Source organism: Bacillus aquiflavi (genome assembly GCF_019915265.1).
GTDB lineage: Bacteria > Bacillota > Bacilli > Bacillales > Cytobacillaceae > Bacillus_BT > Bacillus_BT aquiflavi.
In genome coordinates, this window is record NZ_CP082780.1 from 3,515,372 (window position 1) to 3,533,823 (window position 18,452).

Here is an 18,452-nt window from a genome sequence, read left to right on the forward strand (position 1 = left end):
GTGCCAAGACGCTCAGTAGCTGACAGGCAACTGGTGGAGAAATCCTAAGGTTGAAGCCCTGTGACAAAGTAATTCATTCGTGAGTGCGAGCAACCTAGCAGGTCGTAACATGAAGTGAATCCTGCCGCCTCGTCAATTACAACCCTCGTTGAGGACAAAGGGAAGTTGAGCCTGGTGAACATGGGCGAAAACCATGGAAGGTGTGAGGAACTTGGAATTCAGCACTGAAGAATCCCTCGGGGTAAGGGGAACGACATGTTAGGAAAGTAGTTAACGGAACTGGGGATACCCTCCTCGGTCACTTCTAAAGAAGTAACACAGAAACCTATAAGCATGAAGCGAAGTGGTGGATGGACTGAGAGGGAGTCGGAGGGGGTCATAGTACCAATGATGACAATGCCAACACAACGTTGTCTAGGGAAGGACGGCAAAAGCCAATACCCTACTTCGTTCATATATTCAAGGAGGTAAGAGTCAGTGAATGCCAAGAAAATGGCTAACTACACCAATTATGCAAAAGCTCAAGAACTCTGGAAAACATTATACCTTTGTGCCAAGGAAAGCAAGACACGCCGGTTTCATGCCTTATATGATAAGATTTATCGACCTGATATCTTGTGGGAAGCATGGCAAAGAGTAAGAAGAAATCGAGGGAGTAGTGGAGTAGATTCTCAGACTATGGAAAATATTGAGATCTATGGGGAGGATAGATTTCTTAATGAGATTTATCTTGAACTGAAGGAAAATCGATATCATCCACAACCAGTTTTACGTACTTACATCCCTAAAGATGATGGAAAGAAACGTCCATTAGGAATCCCAACCATCAAGGACAGGGTTGTACAAATGGCAACCAAGCTAGTCATAGAACCTATCTTTGAAGCTGACTTTAAAGATTGTTCTTATGGTTTCCGTCCCAAAAGGAATGCGCATCAAGCCATAGCGAAAATCAGGAAAGAGAGCAAGAAAAGCTATTGGGTATTAGACGTCGATATCCAAGGTTATTTTGATAACATCAACCATGATAAATTGATGAAACTTGTAGAACAGCGAATTAGTGACCGCAAAGTGCTGAAATTGATTCGCAAATGGCTACAAGCAGGAATCATGGAAGAAGGAAAAGTGAGGAATTCTGTCTTGGGGGCCCCTCAAGGCGGTGTGATTTCACCATTTACTTTCGAACATATATTTAGATGTGATGGATTCCCTCTGGGAAAAGAAATTCAGCCATCTAGGTTCTCTTATTCGTTATGCGGATGACTTTGTCATTTTGTGCAGGACAAAACAGCAAGCGCTAGAAGGTATACGAGTCATCCAAGCAATTATGGGAAAACTTGACCTCTCACTACATAAGGAGAAATCAAGACTCGTCAACATCTGGGATGACAGTGACGGATTTGATTTTCTGGGATTCCATCATCGAAAATTCCCCATTCGTAAAAAGGGTGGTCGAACATTCTTAATCATGAACCATGTCCCGAGTAAGAAGGCTATGAAGAAGATGCGAAAGAAAATCAAGGATTTTACGGAACCACGACATAAACTATTTATGGACATAAAAGAATTGGTGAAGGGACTGAACCGAAGGTTACAAGGATTCAAGAATTACTACCAACTTTCTCCAATGTCCAAGAGGTGGTTGAATCGCATTGACTGGTATGTGTTACAACGTTTAAATCTTTTTCATAACAAGAAAAGAAATAAACGACATAAACATGCCTATCTTCAAGATACAGTAAATAAAGTCCAATTCATATTGGTGAAATTAGCGAATTAAATCCGTAAAGCCAAAGGAAGAAGAACGTCGGAAAGCCGTATGAGGGAAAACTTCACGTACGGTTTGATGAGGGGGAGCAGGAAAAGGAATTGCCCTCTTGTCTGGCTTAGTAAGGTGGAACACCCTGAACCCCGAGGACAAAGAAGGCAGTATCTAATTCCTGTTTTCTACTCTACTTGTATTCAACACTAGAGAAATTTTTCTGTGATGTAGGAGAGGAGGGATACTGTGAAAGGATTAAAGCAGTTTTTCTACAAAACAGATGATGTTAAGTCGATCATAAGTGGAGTTGACGAGGGATTAAAAGAACAGCTGATAGCTGGATTATCCGGCTCGTCTAGATCTGTTCTTATGGCTAGTCTATACCAAAGGACAAAAAGGCCTTTACTAGTAGTTCCCCATAATCTTTTTCAAGCACAGAAAGTATATGAAGACTTAACATATTTATTAGACGAAAAAGAAGTATTTTTATATCCAGCTAATGAATTAATTGCAACTGAATTAGGAATTGCCAGCCCTGAATTAAGAACTCAGCGCATTGAAGTGCTAAATCATTGGAGTAACCGTTCTGATGGGATTGTCGTCGTTCCAATTGCAGGATTAAAAAAGCTGTTACCAGCAAAATCTCTATGGATGAAGTACCAATTAACTTTAAAGCTTGGCGAAGATTTACCGATTGAACAAGCATTAAATAAGCTCGTCCAAATGGGATATGTGCGGTCAGAAATGGTGTCTTCCCCAGGGGAATTTAGTGTTCGGGGTGGAATTATTGATATATATCCTTTAACGGAACAAGACCCAATTAGAATAGAGTTATTTGATACAGAAATTGACTCAATTCGTTCATTTTCAATTGAAGATCAGCGCTCAAAAAATAAGCTGACTGAAGTTTCAATTGGACCGGCTACAGAAATAATATTAGAAAATGAACAAATTGAACGAATAATTGATCGACTTGAAAAAGGGCTCTCAAATAGCTTGAAAAAATTGAAAAATGAAAGCATTAAAACAGAGCTTAGTCAGACTGTTAGTTATGAACTTGAATTATTAAAAGGCGGACAAAAGCCTGAACAGTTGTTCAAATATACTTCACTAGCATATGAGACGGCCTATAGTTTGATAGATTATTTACCGTTTAATGGTTTATTGATGATAGATGAAGTTAGCAGAGTACAAGAAATGAACGATACATTAAATAAAGAAGAAGCGGAGTGGCTTACAAGTCTTTTAAGTGAAGGGAAAATCATTCATGATGTGAATTTGTCCCATAATTTCCCGATTTTGCTGCAAAAAGCTTCAAATCCGGTATTATATTTATCGTTGTTTCTTCGCCATGTTCCGAATACAAATCCACAAAATATTATCAATTTATCGTGTAAACAGATGCAAAATTTCCACGGGCAAATGCACGTTTTAAAGACAGAACTTGAAAGATGGAAAAAAGGAAACTACACCGTTATTTTCCTTGGAGCGGATCCCGAAAGAGAAAAAAAACTACAGCGAGTTTTTGATGATTATGAAATTGATGCGATCGTAAATAAAGAAAATAATATGATTATTAATGGTAAAGTGCAAATTATCCAAGGGAGCTTAAATGCTGGATTTGAACTTTCATTAGAAAAATTAGTAGTTATAACAGAAGAGGAACTCTTTAATAAAAAGCAAAAGAAGACACGGCAAAGACAAAAGTTATCGAACGCTGAAAGAATTAAAAGCTATTCTGAACTGCGTGTTGGTGATTACGTTGTCCACGTCAATCATGGAATTGGTAAATATTTAGGGATTGAGACATTAGAAATTAATGGAGTCCACAAAGATTATTTACACATCCTTTATCAAGGAGACGACAAGCTATATGTACCAATTGAGCAAATAGACCTTGTACAAAAATATGTTGCATCAGAAGGAAAAGAGCCGAAAGTATACAAACTAGGCGGAAGCGAATGGAAACGAGTTAAGAAAAAAGTACAATCTTCTGTTCAAAATATTGCAGATGATTTAATAAAATTATATGCGGAACGAGAAGCTCAAAAAGGCTATGCCTTTTCTCCTGATGGAGATATGCAGCGAGAGTTTGAAGCTGCATTTCCATATGAAGAGACCGAAGATCAGCTTCGTTCAATTAATGAAATAAAAAAGGATATGGAACGCGATCGACCGATGGATCGCTTACTATGCGGTGATGTCGGTTATGGGAAAACGGAAGTAGCAATCCGTGCGGCTTTTAAAGCAATAGCAGATGGAAAACAAGTAGCCTTCCTTGTTCCGACAACGATTTTCGCGCAGCAACATTATGAAACAATACGAGAACGATTTCAAGACTACCCAATTAATATTGGTTTGTTAAGCCGTTTTCGAACAAGAAAGCAGCAAACAGAAACAATTAAAGGACTAAAGGCTGGTACAGTTGATCTTGTAATTGGGACACATCGTCTTCTATCAAAAGATGTTGGCTATAGGGATTTAGGATTATTAATTATCGATGAAGAGCAAAGGTTTGGTGTTACACATAAAGAAAAAGTAAAACAAATTAAAACAAATATTGATGTGTTAACTTTAACAGCAACGCCAATTCCAAGAACACTTCATATGTCAATGCTCGGAGTTCGTGATTTATCTGTCATTGAAACTCCGCCTGAAAATCGTTTTCCAGTACAAACATACGTTATGGAAAATAATGCAGCGTTAGTAAGAGAGGCGATAGAACGAGAGCTTGCCAGAGATGGCCAAGTATATTATCTTTATAACAGCGTTGAGGATATCGAGCGTAAAGCGGAGGAAATATCATTGCTAGTTCCTGAAGCTCGTGTAACATATGCTCATGGACAAATGTCGGAAAATGAACTTGAATCAGTAATGCTCGGTTTTCTAGATGGGGAATTTGATGTACTTGTAAGTACAACGATTATTGAAACTGGTGTTGATATTCCAAATGTAAATACGCTAATTGTTCATGATGCAGATAAAATGGGTCTTTCGCAGCTTTATCAGCTGCGTGGAAGAGTAGGACGCTCAAATCGGGTTGCATATGCTTATTTTACATATCGGAAAGATAAAATTTTAACAGAGGTAGCAGAAAAACGCCTTCAAGCAATTAAAGAGTTTACTGAGCTCGGCTCAGGATTTAAAATTGCAATGCGTGATCTGTCAATTCGAGGAGCAGGAAACATATTAGGTGCTGAGCAGCACGGATTTATCGATTCTGTTGGATTTGATTTATACTCTCAAATGTTAAAAGATGCGATTGAAGCACGTAAAGGCACTAAACCGATAGAAGAAGAAAAGCAGCAGCTTGAAATTGATCTCGAAGTAGACGCTTACATTCCTGATCGTTATATAGTAGATGGACACCAAAAAATAGAAATGTATAAACGATTTAGAGGTGTCCTCACTTTAGAAGATGTTGCTGAGCTTAAAGAAGAAATGGTAGATCGTTTTGGTGATTATCCGGATGAGGTCGGTTATCTCTTCCAGGTTGCTGAAATGAAGGTTTTAGGTATGGAAGCTGGTGTAGAATCAATTAAGCAGGTAAAACAAGAAGTGACCATTTTATTATCAGAGCAAGGAAGCAACCAAATAGATGGACAAAAGATTTTTCAACTTAGTAATAAATATAGAAAAATTATTGGTTTAGGTATGGATGGCAATAAGCTCAAAATGGTTCTTCATATAAAAGGAATCGCATCAACTGAATGGTTAGTAATTACTTATGAGATGATTAAAGGTCTTTATAAAATAAGCCACGAAAAAAATTAGCTATAAAATAAGGTAGTTTGTTTTTAAAAAATGTGGTTTTCATTCTAATAGACAAGGGTATTTTATGATAAGGGTATGTAGGGATTTTAAATTCCAATCATTGGAAGGGCTCTTTTTTAACAGAATATATATGTTTGTGTATAGAACTTTTTGTATGTCAGATACTATATTCAAGCATGCGATGATTTCATTTAGTAAAACTTTCATTAGTTGAGATTTATCTCTTGCTAGAAGCATGTGAACGAAAGCGATGAATCATTGCATTATAAAAAAAATCATCAGATGAAAGTGAGGCAACATTGGATGAAAGCAACTGGTATTGTTCGTCGGATTGATGATTTAGGTCGTGTTGTTATTCCTAAAGAGATTCGCAGAACTTTGCGTATTCGCGAAGGAGATCCGCTAGAAATTTTTGTTGATCGAGATGGGGAAGTTATTTTGAAAAAATACTCTCCGATTAGTGAATTAAGTGACTTTGCAAAGGAATATGCAGATGCTTTATATGACAGCTTAGGAAACCCGGTATTAATATGTGACCGCGACACGTATATAGCTGTATCTGGCGGCTCAAAAAAAGATTACCTAAATAAAAACATTAGTGAAAAAGTTGAACAAACAATGGAAGACAGTAGTTCTATATTATCAAACGAAGAAGGAAACATTTCTTTAGTTGAAGGATTTGAGGAGCAAGTAACTGCTTATACAATAGGTCCGATTATTGCAAATGGAGACCCAATTGGTGCTGTTATTATTTTTGCAAAAGAAGGAAACCTTGGAGAAGTTGAACAAAAAGCAGTCGAAACGGCTGCAAGCTTTTTAGCGAAACAAATGGAACAGTAAATAATCGATTTACAAATCCCATTCGTTGCTATAATTAAAAATTATTTAAGAATACAGAGGTAGTGATACGCTAGGATGTATACAAAAGGCGCCCGAATTGTTCCATTCGGAGCGCCTTTTGTCTCTACCGTTGTTCTTTATCATCATCGAATGTATGTTTTAAAGGAACTTAAAGATGAAGCCTGAAATAGACATATGTGAAGCAAATTTAAAAACAGCATTTATTTTACTATGCTATAATACTTTGGACTTTTGTTTTTCTTTAGTAAAAACCGCTCGAAGGTGGAAAGTAAAGGAAGGGAGAAAAGAAATGCAAAAGCCCGTAATCGAATCAAAATATATGCTAAAAGGGGCTTTTATTTTAACGTTTGCTGCAATATTAACGAAAGTGTTAAGTGCTATTTATAGAGTTCCTTTTCAAAACATAGTGGGTGATGTAGGCTTCTATATTTATCAGCAAGTATACCCCTTTTATGGAATTGCATTAGTTTTCTCTACATACGGTTTTCCAGTTGTGATTTCAAAGTTATATGTAGAATTTAGCGAAAAAAAAGATCAACAATTATTAAAAAAATTTATTCTTGTTTCATTTACTGTATTATTTTTAGTTGGCTTGCTAGCTTTTTTTGTTTTATATATTGGAGCTGATTGGATCGCTTTAAAAATGAAAGACCAGAACCTTGCTATGTTATTGCGAATCAGCTCAATAGCATTTTTATTTATGCCCTTTATTGCATTAATAAGAGGGATTTATCAAGGGAAAGGGGACATGGTACCAACCGCAGTATCCCAAGTAGGGGAACAATTTATTAGGGTAGCGACTATTTTAGTTGTTTCAGCGGTTTTATTGAATAATGGTTATTCCCTCTACTTTGCAAGCGGGGGTGCAGTATTTGGATCGATTACAGGTGCACTTACATCAACGTGTATTTTAATTATATTTTTAATATCTAGAAAAGAGTATAAAAGGTTCCCAAAAGGTAAGCAGATGATTAAAACTCCCGGGCTCATAAAAGCACTTTTAATTCAAGGGTTTGCAGTCTGTTTTAGTGGGATGCTGTTAATCCTTATTCAGCTTGCTGATTCAATGAATTTATATTCTTTACTTGTATTTTCTGGTATAGATGAATATTCCGCCAAAGAATTAAAAGGTATCTATGACCGCGGACAGCCATTAATCCAGCTTGGAACGGTTGCAGCAACATCTATTTCGTTATCTTTGGTGCCGTTAATTTCAAGTGCAAAAATAAATAAAACAAACGAGTTTTTGAAGGAACAAATCCAGCTTGCGCTTAAAATAAGTATCGTAATTGGGGCAGGTGCAACAGCAGGCTTATGGTGTATTATTGCCCCAGTAAATACGATGCTGTTTGAAAATAGCGATGGTTCGGAAATACTTGGGACTTTATCTTTGATGATTGTATTGATGTCGGTTATTATGACACTCATTGCAGTTTTACAAGGGTTGGGATATATGTTTTTCCCGGCTGTTATCGTAATGGTTGGTGCAGTATTAAAATATTTCTTAAATCGGATATTTGTCCCTGACTATGGAACTTTAGGTGCAGCCATTGCTTCATTATTGGCATTATTTTTAGTGTTCGTTATTTTTACCATAAAAATTATTTTTATTTTAAGAGTTCCTTTATTAAGCAAACGATTCTTCATCATAACTATATTGGCAATTAGTTCAATGGTGATTTTATTAGAAGGTTATTTAGGAGTAACGAACTTTTTATACAGCTTGGTGTACTCTGATCGGTTAGCATCAACGGTTCAAGCATTAAGTGCTGTCATCATTGGCGGGGGTGTATATCTTTTTATCATTATAAAAAGCGGGGTTTTTCAAGCAAATGAGTTAAAGGTGCTTCCTTTTGGAAGAAGGTTGTTACGTTTATTACCAAAAAAGTTGGGATAAGGAGACGGAATCATGTATGGGAAAATTGAAATTATTGGTTTAGGTGCTGGTGATATCGGGCAATTATCCTTAGGGGTTTATCGAAAATTAAAAAGTGGAAAGAATGTTTTTTTTTTTTTACGGACAAAGGAACATCCGGTCGTTTCAAAGTTAGAAGAGGAAGGCATTCTTTTCAATTCATTTGACGATATTTATGAAAAATATGATCGGTTTGACTTAGTTTATGAAGACATATGCGCAAAGTTACTTGAGTCGGCTTTAAATAAGTCAATCATTTATGCTGTCCCAGGCCACCCGTTAGTTGCAGAAAGAACGGTGCAGCTCTTATTAGAAAGAGGGAAACATCAAGGCCTTGATATTAAAATTATTGGCGGTCATAGTTTTTTAGATGCATTATTCGAAGCGGTTAAAATTGATCCGAGTGAGGGATTTCAATTATTAGATGGAACAATATTAAATTCTGAACAGCTTCAATTAACGAATCATATGATTATTGCTCAAGTATATGATTCTTTTATTGCCTCAAATGTTAAGCTAGCGTTAATGGAAAAGCTCCCGGATGATTATGATATATATATCATAAGGGCAGCTGGCAGTAAAAATGAGGTTATTAAAAAAGTTCCATTATATGAGTTGGATCGTGAAATAACATTAAATAATTTAATTTCTGTGTATGTTCCCCCAGTTAAAAATGAATCGATACTATATAAGCAATTTTCTCAGTTGCGGCAAATTATCGCTGATCTTCAGGGACCTAATGGTTGTCCATGGGATAAAAAACAAACACATCGCACATTGAAAAAATATTTAATTGAGGAAGCTTACGAATTAATTAGAGCGATAGAAGCAGATGATATTGAGAATATGATCGAAGAGCTTGGCGATGTGTTACTGCAAGTCATGCTTCATGGACAAATTGGAGAAGATAATGGATATTTTAATATTGATGATGTAATTGAAGGTCTATCGAAAAAGATGGTTCGGCGCCATCCTCACGTTTTTGGAAATGTAAAGATACAAAATGAAGAAGATGTGTTAGAAAACTGGGAACAAATAAAACGTGCTGAAAAGTCTTCTCTTTCTCCAGCTTCTTTGTTGGATGATGTTAATAAAACTGCGCCTAACTTGTTAAGGGCAGCTGAGTTACAAAAAAAAGCCGCTAAAGTAGGCTTTGATTGGGACCATCCAAAACAAGCTTGGGAGAAAGTGAAAGAAGAGATAACAGAGTTTGAGGATGAGATGGAAAATCCCAATCATAACGAAAATCTTCAAAAGGAGTTTGGCGATATATTATTTGCGTTAGTGAATGTAGCACGATTTTATAAAATAAATGCAGAGGAAGCATTATTCTTGACAAATGAAAAATTTTACAATCGATTTTTATATATTGAAGAGCAAGTAAAAAAAAGCAATAAAGCATTTTCAGATTTTACGTTACAACAACTTGATGTTTTATGGGAAGAGGCGAAGAAAAAAGGTTTATAATTGGAAAAAGGGGGAATATAAATGACAATGCGTCTAGATAAATTTCTGAAGGTGTCAAGATTAATTAAACGGAGAACGCTTGCAAAAGAAGTTGCAGACCAGGGACGAATTTCTATTAATGGACAGCAAGCTAAGGCAAGTTCAAATGTAAAGGTCGGCGACGAGTTATGCATTCGTTTTGGACAAAAGCTGATAAAGGTAAGAATAGATAAATTACAGGAAACAACTAAAAAGGAAGAAGCAGCGAATATGTATTCAGTTATAGAAGAATCTCAAATTAAGTAATTATTAAAGGCTTTTTACTAAAAGAAGTTTTTGCAATTGAAGTGAAGGCTTGTTCTATTCTCCTCATTTTATTCATACAAATGTACAAAAGAAGAAGTTGTACAATGTGATTGTGAGGGATGAAGATGAGTCAATACTATGAGACTAATTCAGTAAAAAGCAGCAATGCGATTCCAGAGCATGATGTTATTATGAGGGGACGCCGTATATTAGAGATTACAGGTGTGAAACAAGTAGAAAGCTTTGATAATGAGGTATTTTTATTAGAAACAGTTATGGGATTTTTGGCGATAAAAGGCCAAAATTTGCAAATGAAAAATCTCGATGTTGATAAAGGAATTGTCTCTATTAAAGGAAAAATTTTTGACCTTGTCTATTTAGACGATCAACATGGGGAGAAAGCTAAAGGACTCTTTAGCAAGTTATTTCGATGACATTATCAAGCCAATTTATCACAATGCTTTCCATGATTGGTATGGGAAGCTTTTTTGGAGCAGCATTCGATACGTATAACCGGTTTTTACAACGTTCAAAAAGAAACAAGTTCATTGTGTTTATAAATGACATATTGTTTTGGTTGCTTCAAGCACTGATCATCTTTTATGTATTGTTCATCATAAACCAAGGTGAAATTAGATTTTATATATTTTTAGCATTACTTTGTGGCTTTGCAGCTTATCAAAGCTTATTAAAAGGTATATATTTGTATTTATTAGGAATGATCATATCGATTTCTATTTCAATTTTTCGTTTTCACGTAAAAGCTTTTAATTTTGTTATTTTTAAACCTATATACTGGTTGACGTTAACCATTTTCTCTATTTTTGTTGTGATTGGAAAAGGACTTTTCGGACTTGTGCGAATGTTTAGTAGGATGTTAATTTTTTTATTAAAAATAATTACTCGGCCGTTTAAATGGATGGGATTTATATTATGGGAACTTTTGCCGAAGGGCTTTCAAAGTTTCATTAAGTCATTATATAATAAAGGAACGACATATACACTTCAATTCAAAAATAAAGTTTGTAAATGGGCAAAATTTAACCGGAAAAAATAAGGAGGTTAACGGCAGTGAGTGTAATCAAAAAACGAAATGAAGCAAATGTCACGAAAATTCAAACAACTTATGCACAACAGTATGAAAATGCAGAAATCAAAGCTGCTAGAAGACGGAAGCTCCTAGTCAGACGCTTAGTAGCCTTTTTTATTTTTGTTACGGTAGTTTCATATATCATGGTTTCAACGCTTATTTCTAAAGCAGCTACGATAGAAGCAAAAAAAGAGGAAAAAGTAAAGCTTGAAAAAAAATTAGCTGATCTGAAAATAGATCAATCTATTCTAGAAAGTGAAATTGAAAAATTAAATGATGATGAGTATTTGGCGAAAATCGCCAGAAGAGATTACTTTTTATCACGGGAAAATGAAATTATTTTTAATCTTCCTCTTTCCGAAAAAGAAAAAGAGAAAGAAACTTCAACAGAGTAGTCCTTTTGTTGACACTTAATTTTGATTATCTGTATAATATAGAGTAAGTATGATTTTTTATATTTTTAAGGAGGATCATTTTTTAATGTCAATCGAAGTAGGAAGCAAGTTGCAGGGTAAAGTAACAGGCATTACTAATTTTGGAGCGTTTGTGGAGCTTCCAGAAGGCTCAACGGGACTCGTTCATATCAGTGAAGTTGCCGACAATTATGTAAAAGATATTAACGATCATTTAAAAGTCGGCGATCAAGTTGAAGTGAAGGTCATTAATGTTGAGAAGGACGGTAAAATCGGTTTATCTATTAAAAAGGCAAAAGAGAGAAGTGAGTCACAACATTCACAACGTTCACGTCAAGGAAGACAAAACGACTATCGAGCTAAAGAAAGCTTTGAAGCAAAGATGTCAAGATTTCTTAAAGAAAGTGAAGATCGTTTGTCTTCTTTAAAACGTAACACTGAGTCTAAACGCGGGGGCAGAGGTGCTAGACGAGGCTAACTTGCTGCTTATTTAAGAATAGATAGCAAGGTCTTATCAATTGCGGTAAGAATAAAAAGACAGGCATAGTGCTTGTCTTTTTATTTTGTTAAATGATCATAAAAAATAGCTGTCGAGAGTTCGACAGCTAATGGCATCGGTATTTTAGCCGGTGCTTTTTCTATGTAGAGCTTATCAAGCAATTATTTCTACTTCATCTAACCTAATTTTAAAAAGATAGCGGCGGAGGGGATCGAACCCACGACCTCACGGGTATGAACCGTACGCTCTAGCCAGCTGAGCTACGCCGCCATATTTTAATCTCACAAAGTCGATTTTAAGACACATGAAATATCATAAACAATTTAAATGAAAAAGTCAATAAAATTTTAAATCAAATAATTTTCATTTAACTTAACAACTTTAAATGAGGAATTTTTTAAAAAAAAATAAAAAGAAACAAGGGAATTGTGTACTTTTTGGTAAATACGCTGAAAACGGTCGAACGATTTTTTAAAACTTGTCCGCTAATTTGACAAATTTTGATGAAGACTCACTTTATAATAGTTTCCAACGATAAGGGAACTTGTTAAAAAAGTAAAAGGGAGTGTTCATCTAATGGAAAAGGTAGAACGGAATTTAATAGAATCGCCAATTGGAGAGGTTGATTTTGATGGAACAAAGCTTGAACTATCCAATGGTGTAAAAAAATTACAGCTGAAAATAGAGTCTATTCTATTTAAAAAGGGACTTATTCTTTTATTGATCGGATTTTTATTAGGGAGAGCATTAATAATAGCTCAACTAACACCTTTTGCACTTCCATTTTTTGCATCAGTTTATTTAATGCGACGAGATCGTGCACCGTTAGCTTTAATTGGTTTAATTGGAGGAGCAGCAACATTATCAGTAATGAACACTGCATATACATTTTTTATTAGTTTTTTGTTCTTACTTGCTTTTCGAATAACAAAAAAGTGGCTAAGAGATGAGGTGAGAGCGCTTCCTTTTTATGTATTCGGTACATTATTATTAGGAAAACTTGCAGTGAGTTATATTACGGCACATCAATTAACTGTATATCACGGATTGATGGCAAGCGTCGAAGCAAGCTTAGGGTTTATTTTAACACTTATTTTTTTACAGGGTTTACCGTTGTTATCATTAAGCAAACGAAAACAATCGTTAAAAACGGAAGAGATTGTTTGCCTGATCATTATGCTTGCATCAGTCATGACGGGAACAATTGGTTGGCATTTTTATGAACTTTCAATAGAGCATGTAATGTCAAGGTATCTTGTGTTATTGTTTGCTTTTGTCGCAGGTGCAACGGTCGGATCGACCGTTGGGGTCGTAACTGGACTTATTTTTAGTCTTGCTAGTGTATCTAGTCTATTCCATATGAGTTTACTGGCATTTTCCGGTCTTTTAGGTGGACTATTAAAAGATGGTAAGAAGATAGGCGTTTCTATTGGATTATTTATTGCAACATTATTAATCGGTATGTATGGAGAAGCTCATGGCTCTTTAACAAAAACAATTCTAGAATCATCAGCTGCTATTTTGTTATTTTTTTTAACACCGCAATCATTTACAGAAAAATTAGCTAAATACACCCCTGGGACACCTGAGTATGCTGCTGAACAGCAGCAATATATGAGAAAGGTTCGTGATGTGACAGCTCAGCGTGTTGCCCAATTTTCAACAGTATTTCAAGCGTTATCAAATAGTTTTTCTCAATATAGTGGAATAGCCGATGAAGAGGATACAGAACGAGAGCTTGATTTTTTTTTAAGTAACGTAACTGAAAAAACATGTCAAACTTGTTTTAAAAAAGAGTATTGCTGGTCAAAGAACTTTACTACAACTTATGAATATATGGCGAAGATTATGCATGAAATGGAGGGAAATAATCAAAGTTTACCACCAAATTTATCACGAGATTGGAGTAAACACTGCACACGTTCAGGAAAAGTAATTGATGCTGTGAAACAAGAGTTAACATTTTTTAAAGCAAATAAAAAACTGAAAAAGCAGGTGAAGGAAAGTAGAAGGCTTGTCGCAGACCAATTATTAGGAGTATCTGAAGTGATGGGGGATTTTGCAAAAGAAATTCAGAGAGAACGAGAAAACCATCATAAACAAGAAGAGCAAATTTTCGATGCATTGCATGATTTTGGCATTCAAATTGAACAAGTAGAAATTTATAGTTTAGAACAGGGAAGTGTTGATATAGATATGACCATTCCATATTGTCAAGGAATGGGAGAATGTGAAAAATTAATAGCTCCGATGTTATCAGATATTTTAGGAGAAATGATTATTGTGAAAAAGGAGGAATGTTCAAAGTACCCTAATGGATTTTGCAATGTCACATTTCGCTCAGCGAAAGCTTTTGTTGTTGAAACAGGTGTAGCCCATGCAGCAAAAGGCGGTGGGCTTGTTTCAGGAGATAGTTACTCAATGATTGAGTTAGGGAGCGGAAAGTATGCAATTGCTATTAGTGATGGAATGGGGAACGGAGAACGTGCTCATTATGAAAGCAACGAAACACTTGAGTTACTTCAAAAGATTTTACAATCAGGGATAGAGGAAAAAATAGCCATTAAGTCTGTTAATTCAATTTTATCGCTTCGAACCACTGACGAAATTTTTTCTACCCTTGATTTAGCGATGATTGATTTGCAAGATGCGAAAGTTAAATTTTTGAAAATTGGTTCAACCCCGAGCTTTATCAAACGGGGAAATAAAGTAATAAAAATAGAAGCAAGTAATTTACCGATAGGAATTTTGCAGGAGTTTGATGTTGATGTTGTAAGCGACCAACTAAAAGCTGGTGATTTATTAATTATGATGAGTGATGGTATTTTTGAAGGGCCGAAGCATGTCGAAAATAGTGATTTGTGGATCAAAAGGAAAATTTGCGAGATGCAAACAGAAAATCCACAAGAGGTTGCAGATCTATTAATGGAGGAAGTGATTCGTTCTAGATCGGGAAATATACAAGATGATATGACGGTCGTTGTTGCAAAAATACAGCGTAATACACCAAAGTGGGCTTCAATTCCAGTTGATATTTCCAAAAAAGAAGCTTAATATCATTTTTTTTGCTTATATAAAATCATGTATAATTCCCCTTTGTCTCGTCGAAAATGATTACCAATTCATTTATAGAGGGGAGTTAGATGAGTACTGTGACATTACGACAAATTTTACTTATAACAGATGGGAACTCAAACCATGGAGAAGATCCAATTGCAGTTGCTGCCCTAGCTAATGAACAAGGTATGACTGTAAATGTAATTGGTGTTATGGAACAAGATGTAATTGACGAGGAAAGTTTGAGGGAAATTGAAGGAATTGCGATGTCAGGAGGCGGGATAAGCCAAGTTGTATATGCACAAGCATTATCTCAAACTGTACAAATGGTTACAAAAAAAGCGATGACACAAACTTTACAAGGAGTTGTCAATAAAGAATTACAACAAATTTTAGGTAAAGAAAAAACGATGGAAGATCTCCCTCCTGAGCAAAGGGGGGAAGTGATGGAAGTTGTTGATGAGCTTGGAGAGACAACTGCACTCGATGTGTTAATTCTTGTCGATACAAGTGTAAGTATGAAACATAAGCTTCCAACCGTTAAAGAAGCGCTATTAGATTTATCTTTAAGTTTAAATGCTCGTGCTGGGGAAAATCGTTTTTCCGTTTTTATATTTCCCGGGAAAAAGAAAGATGTCGAAAAATTACTTGATTGGACACCAAAGCTTGAATCTTTAAGAAGTGTTTTTTCAAAATTAACGACTGGGGGAATAACACCGACTGGACCAGCACTTCGCGAGGCTTTAACTTATTTTAACAAAAAACGTTCATTAAGGAGTTTGATTTCTCGTGATGATGAACAATACTATGAAGAATCAATGTAGAGTGCCAGATAATACAATTGTTGAGGGTAAATGGCATCGAAACCAATATAAAATTATAAAAGAGTTGGGCTTTGGTGCGAATGGTATTGTTTATTTAGCTCAGTTTCAAAATAGATATGTTGCTTTAAAAATGAGCGAGAATAATTTATCAATCACTTCAGAAGTGAACGTGTTAAATTCTTTTGCAAAGGTCCAAGGGTCTGTCCTCGGACCTTCTTTACTAGATGTTGACGATTGGGTTAGAAAAGATAAAAATATATCTTTTTATGTAATGGAATATATACACGGGCCAGATTTCCTAACTTTTATCAAACAAAAAGGGCAAGTATGGATAGGTGTATTAATTCTTCAACTTCTAAGTGATTTACAGCGGATGCATGAAAGAGGTTGGATTTTTGGTGATTTAAAACCTGAAAATTTAATTGTAACAGGGCCTCCGCCGAAAATTAGATGCATTGATGTCGGAGGTACAACGATGGAAGGGAGAGCAATTAAAGAATTTACTGAATTTTATGATCGGGGTTATTGGGGACTTGGCACAAGAAAAGCTGATCCCGCATACGATTTATTTGCTGTCGGAATGATAATGATAAATTGCGCATATCCAAAACTTTTTCCGAAGCGGGAGGGCGGAATAGAACAATTAAAACAAGCTTTGCACCAAAGTCATCAACTACATGAATATAAACCAGTTATTTTGAAGTCGTTACAAGGAAGCTACCGTTCTGCTAAAGATATGCGTGAAGATTTGTTGCTTTTATCAAGTGGAAGTAAAGGGAGCAAATCCTCGAAACATGTTACAATGTCAAGACAACAAACAAGAGCAAATAACCGTTCTGTAACACCAGCAAAAAAAAAAAGGTGGAATAATTGAAACAGCAATGATTTTAAATTATTGTTTCACTATTTTATACCATTTATTTATATATACAAGTAATGTAATATACATTTTAAGTGGAAAAATCTGAAGAATGTTTAAAATACATGATTGATGATAAATTTATTAAAAACTAGTGATATTTTTTGAATGTTTTCAATAATAAATGGTACTATTATAACAGTAAAGATTTTTTAAAAAACAAAGTTACTATAAGGAAGATATGCATGCTTGAAAAAAAAGTCGACCGCTTTATTGACCGCCACTCCCTTATCTCTGAAGGGGCTCGAATTCTTGTTGGGGTGTCAGGTGGTCCGGATTCACTCTCCCTGCTTCACTACTTATGGGAAAGGAAAGAAAAATGGAATTTAACAATGAGAGTGGCACATGTAGACCATATGTTCAGAGGTAGGGAATCGTTTGATGATTTAATCTTTGTTAAAGAGTATTGTAACAATTTACACATCCCAATTGAGACTGCTCAACTAAATGTCCCTAAGTATATAGAAGAAACAGGAGAGAGCCCACAAGTTGCTGCTAGAAAATGCCGTTATTTATTTTTTAAAGAAATGATGGCAAAGCATCAACTAGATATACTTGCATTAGGACACCACGGTGATGACCAAGTTGAAACGATTTTGATGAGATTAATACGGGGAAGTACGGGAAAAGCGCGAGCGGGTATTACAGTTAAACGATCTTTTTATAAATGGGAGCTCATCCGCCCTTTTTTAACAGTTAATAAGGAGGAAATAACTGATTACTGTTTACGGCATCATCTGAAACCAAGAACGGATCCAAGCAATGAGAAAGGAATTTATACAAGAAATCGATTGCGTAAAGAAGTGCTCTCTTTTTTAAAGAAAGAAAATGCGCATGTTCATGAACATTTCCAACGGTTTAGTGAAGAACTTCTAGAGGATGAAGCTTTATTACAGGAATTAACTATCGAAAAAATGAAAACGGTAATGGAAATAAAAAATATAAAAAATATTACCTTAAATATTCGTCCATTTCAATCCATGCCAATTCCTTTACAAAGAAGGGGGATTCAACTAATATTAAACTATCTTTATCACGAAAAACCCTCTTCATTATCTGCTATACATATTGATCAAATATTTTCTTTAATTTCCAGTTCTCAACCGTCTAAAATGCTTCATTTTCCACTTGGATTACTCGTTTATCGTTCATATGAAAAATGTCACTTTCAATTTTCAAAAGAGGAAAAACAGTGTTATCGGTTTGAATTACATAAACCTGGGAAAATACAGCTTCCGAACGGTTCTGAAATCTCGCTTCAATATACGAATGATTCTAAAAGAGTTGATCATTATTCAATTTTACTTGATCCTCTAAAAGTGAAGTTACCAATTATTATTAGAACTCGGAAAGAAGGGGATCGAATCATTCCAAAAGGGATGCAAGGATCAAAAAAGATAAAAACAATTTTTATCGACGAAAAAATTCCGAGAACTGAAAGAAAAGATTGGCCTGTCATTACAGATTGCGAGGGAGAAGTTCTTTGGCTTCCTGGATTAAAGAAATCTAACTGGGACATGAGTAACAAAACTTTATCCAACTATATGTTATTAACATTTGAAAAGCATTGATCTTCTAGGAGGCAAGCA

15 protein-coding genes and 1 tRNA gene are annotated in these 18,452 nt (G+C 35.3%); 15 read left to right on the forward strand and 1 reads right to left on the reverse strand.

Going from position 1 to position 18,452, the window contains the following annotated elements:
- The first annotated feature begins 477 nt into the window (after nt 1-477).
- The 11 genes from K6959_RS19415 to K6959_RS17090 all read left to right on the forward strand — a co-directional run bounded on the left by K6959_RS19415 (nt 478) and on the right by K6959_RS17090 (nt 12,042).
- Nucleotides 478-1,260, forward strand: a complete 783-nt coding sequence (locus tag K6959_RS19415) for a reverse transcriptase domain-containing protein (RefSeq protein WP_262421817.1) — start codon at nt 478-480, stop codon at nt 1,258-1,260.
- Entirely contained in the window at nt 1,199-1,777 is a 579-nt protein-coding gene (locus K6959_RS19420) for a reverse transcriptase domain-containing protein (RefSeq protein WP_262421818.1), read from the forward strand. Before K6959_RS19415 ends, K6959_RS19420 begins: the two co-directional genes overlap by 62 nt.
- Nucleotides 1,778-2,005: 228 nt before the next feature.
- The gene (gene mfd / locus K6959_RS17050; protein WP_223087130.1) at nt 2,006-5,533 is read left to right on the forward strand and encodes a transcription-repair coupling factor; all 3,528 of its coding nucleotides are present in this window, start codon (nt 2,006-2,008) and stop codon (nt 5,531-5,533) included.
- Between the two features lie 303 nt (nt 5,534-5,836).
- On the forward strand, nt 5,837-6,373 hold the full coding sequence (gene spoVT, locus K6959_RS17055) for a stage V sporulation protein T (protein ID WP_223087131.1): 537 nt from the start codon (nt 5,837-5,839) through the stop codon (nt 6,371-6,373).
- Nucleotides 6,374-6,548: 175 nt separating this feature from the next.
- Nucleotides 6,549-8,291 (forward strand): putative polysaccharide biosynthesis protein, encoded by a 1,743-nt coding sequence (locus K6959_RS17060; protein ID WP_262421819.1) that lies wholly within the window; start codon nt 6,549-6,551, stop codon nt 8,289-8,291.
- 12 nt (nt 8,292-8,303) lie between these two features.
- The gene (yabN, locus tag K6959_RS17065; RefSeq protein WP_223087133.1) at nt 8,304-9,776 is read left to right on the forward strand and encodes a bifunctional methyltransferase/pyrophosphohydrolase YabN; all 1,473 of its coding nucleotides are present in this window, start codon (nt 8,304-8,306) and stop codon (nt 9,774-9,776) included.
- A 27-nt stretch (nt 9,777-9,803) separates the two neighbouring features.
- Nucleotides 9,804-10,061, forward strand: coding sequence for an RNA-binding S4 domain-containing protein (locus tag K6959_RS17070; protein WP_163243189.1), 258 nt, complete (start codon nt 9,804-9,806; stop codon nt 10,059-10,061).
- Nucleotides 10,062-10,186: 125 nt separating this feature from the next.
- Nucleotides 10,187-10,495, forward strand: coding sequence for a sporulation protein YabP (gene yabP, locus K6959_RS17075; protein ID WP_223087135.1), 309 nt, complete (start codon nt 10,187-10,189; stop codon nt 10,493-10,495).
- A complete protein-coding gene (gene yabQ / locus K6959_RS17080) occupies nt 10,492-11,118 on the forward strand; it encodes a spore cortex biosynthesis protein YabQ (RefSeq protein ID WP_163243183.1) in 627 nt (208 codons plus the stop codon). Before yabP ends, yabQ begins: the two co-directional genes overlap by 4 nt.
- Nucleotides 11,119-11,132: 14 nt before the next feature.
- Entirely contained in the window at nt 11,133-11,546 is a 414-nt protein-coding gene (locus tag K6959_RS17085; RefSeq protein WP_163243182.1) for an FtsB family cell division protein, read from the forward strand.
- Between the two features lie 85 nt (nt 11,547-11,631).
- Nucleotides 11,632-12,042 carry a S1 domain-containing RNA-binding protein gene (locus tag K6959_RS17090; protein ID WP_163243181.1) on the forward strand — a complete coding sequence of 137 codons (411 nt, stop codon included), beginning with the start codon at nt 11,632-11,634 and terminating at the stop codon, nt 12,040-12,042.
- Between the two features lie 217 nt (nt 12,043-12,259).
- Here K6959_RS17090 and K6959_RS17095 read toward each other — a convergent pair.
- A tRNA-Met gene (locus K6959_RS17095) sits at nt 12,260-12,333 on the reverse strand.
- Between the two features lie 306 nt (nt 12,334-12,639).
- Here K6959_RS17095 and spoIIE point away from each other — a divergent pair.
- From spoIIE to tilS, 4 genes are all read left to right on the forward strand, one after another.
- Nucleotides 12,640-15,117 carry a stage II sporulation protein E gene (spoIIE, locus tag K6959_RS17100; RefSeq protein ID WP_223087137.1) on the forward strand — a complete coding sequence of 826 codons (2,478 nt, stop codon included), beginning with the start codon at nt 12,640-12,642 and terminating at the stop codon, nt 15,115-15,117.
- An 89-nt stretch (nt 15,118-15,206) separates the two neighbouring features.
- Nucleotides 15,207-15,944: a vWA domain-containing protein gene (locus tag K6959_RS17105; RefSeq protein WP_223087138.1), complete on the forward strand. Its 738-nt coding sequence runs from the start codon at nt 15,207-15,209 to the stop codon at nt 15,942-15,944.
- Complete coding sequence (locus K6959_RS17110; RefSeq protein ID WP_316252505.1) at nt 15,913-16,818, forward strand: serine/threonine protein kinase; 906 nt, start codon at nt 15,913-15,915, stop codon at nt 16,816-16,818. The genes K6959_RS17105 and K6959_RS17110 overlap by 32 nt, the downstream gene beginning before the upstream one ends.
- 230 nt (nt 16,819-17,048) lie before the next feature.
- Nucleotides 17,049-18,434, forward strand: coding sequence for a tRNA lysidine(34) synthetase TilS (tilS, locus tag K6959_RS17115; RefSeq protein WP_163243177.1), 1,386 nt, complete (start codon nt 17,049-17,051; stop codon nt 18,432-18,434).
- The last annotated feature ends 18 nt before the right edge of the window (nt 18,435-18,452 follow it).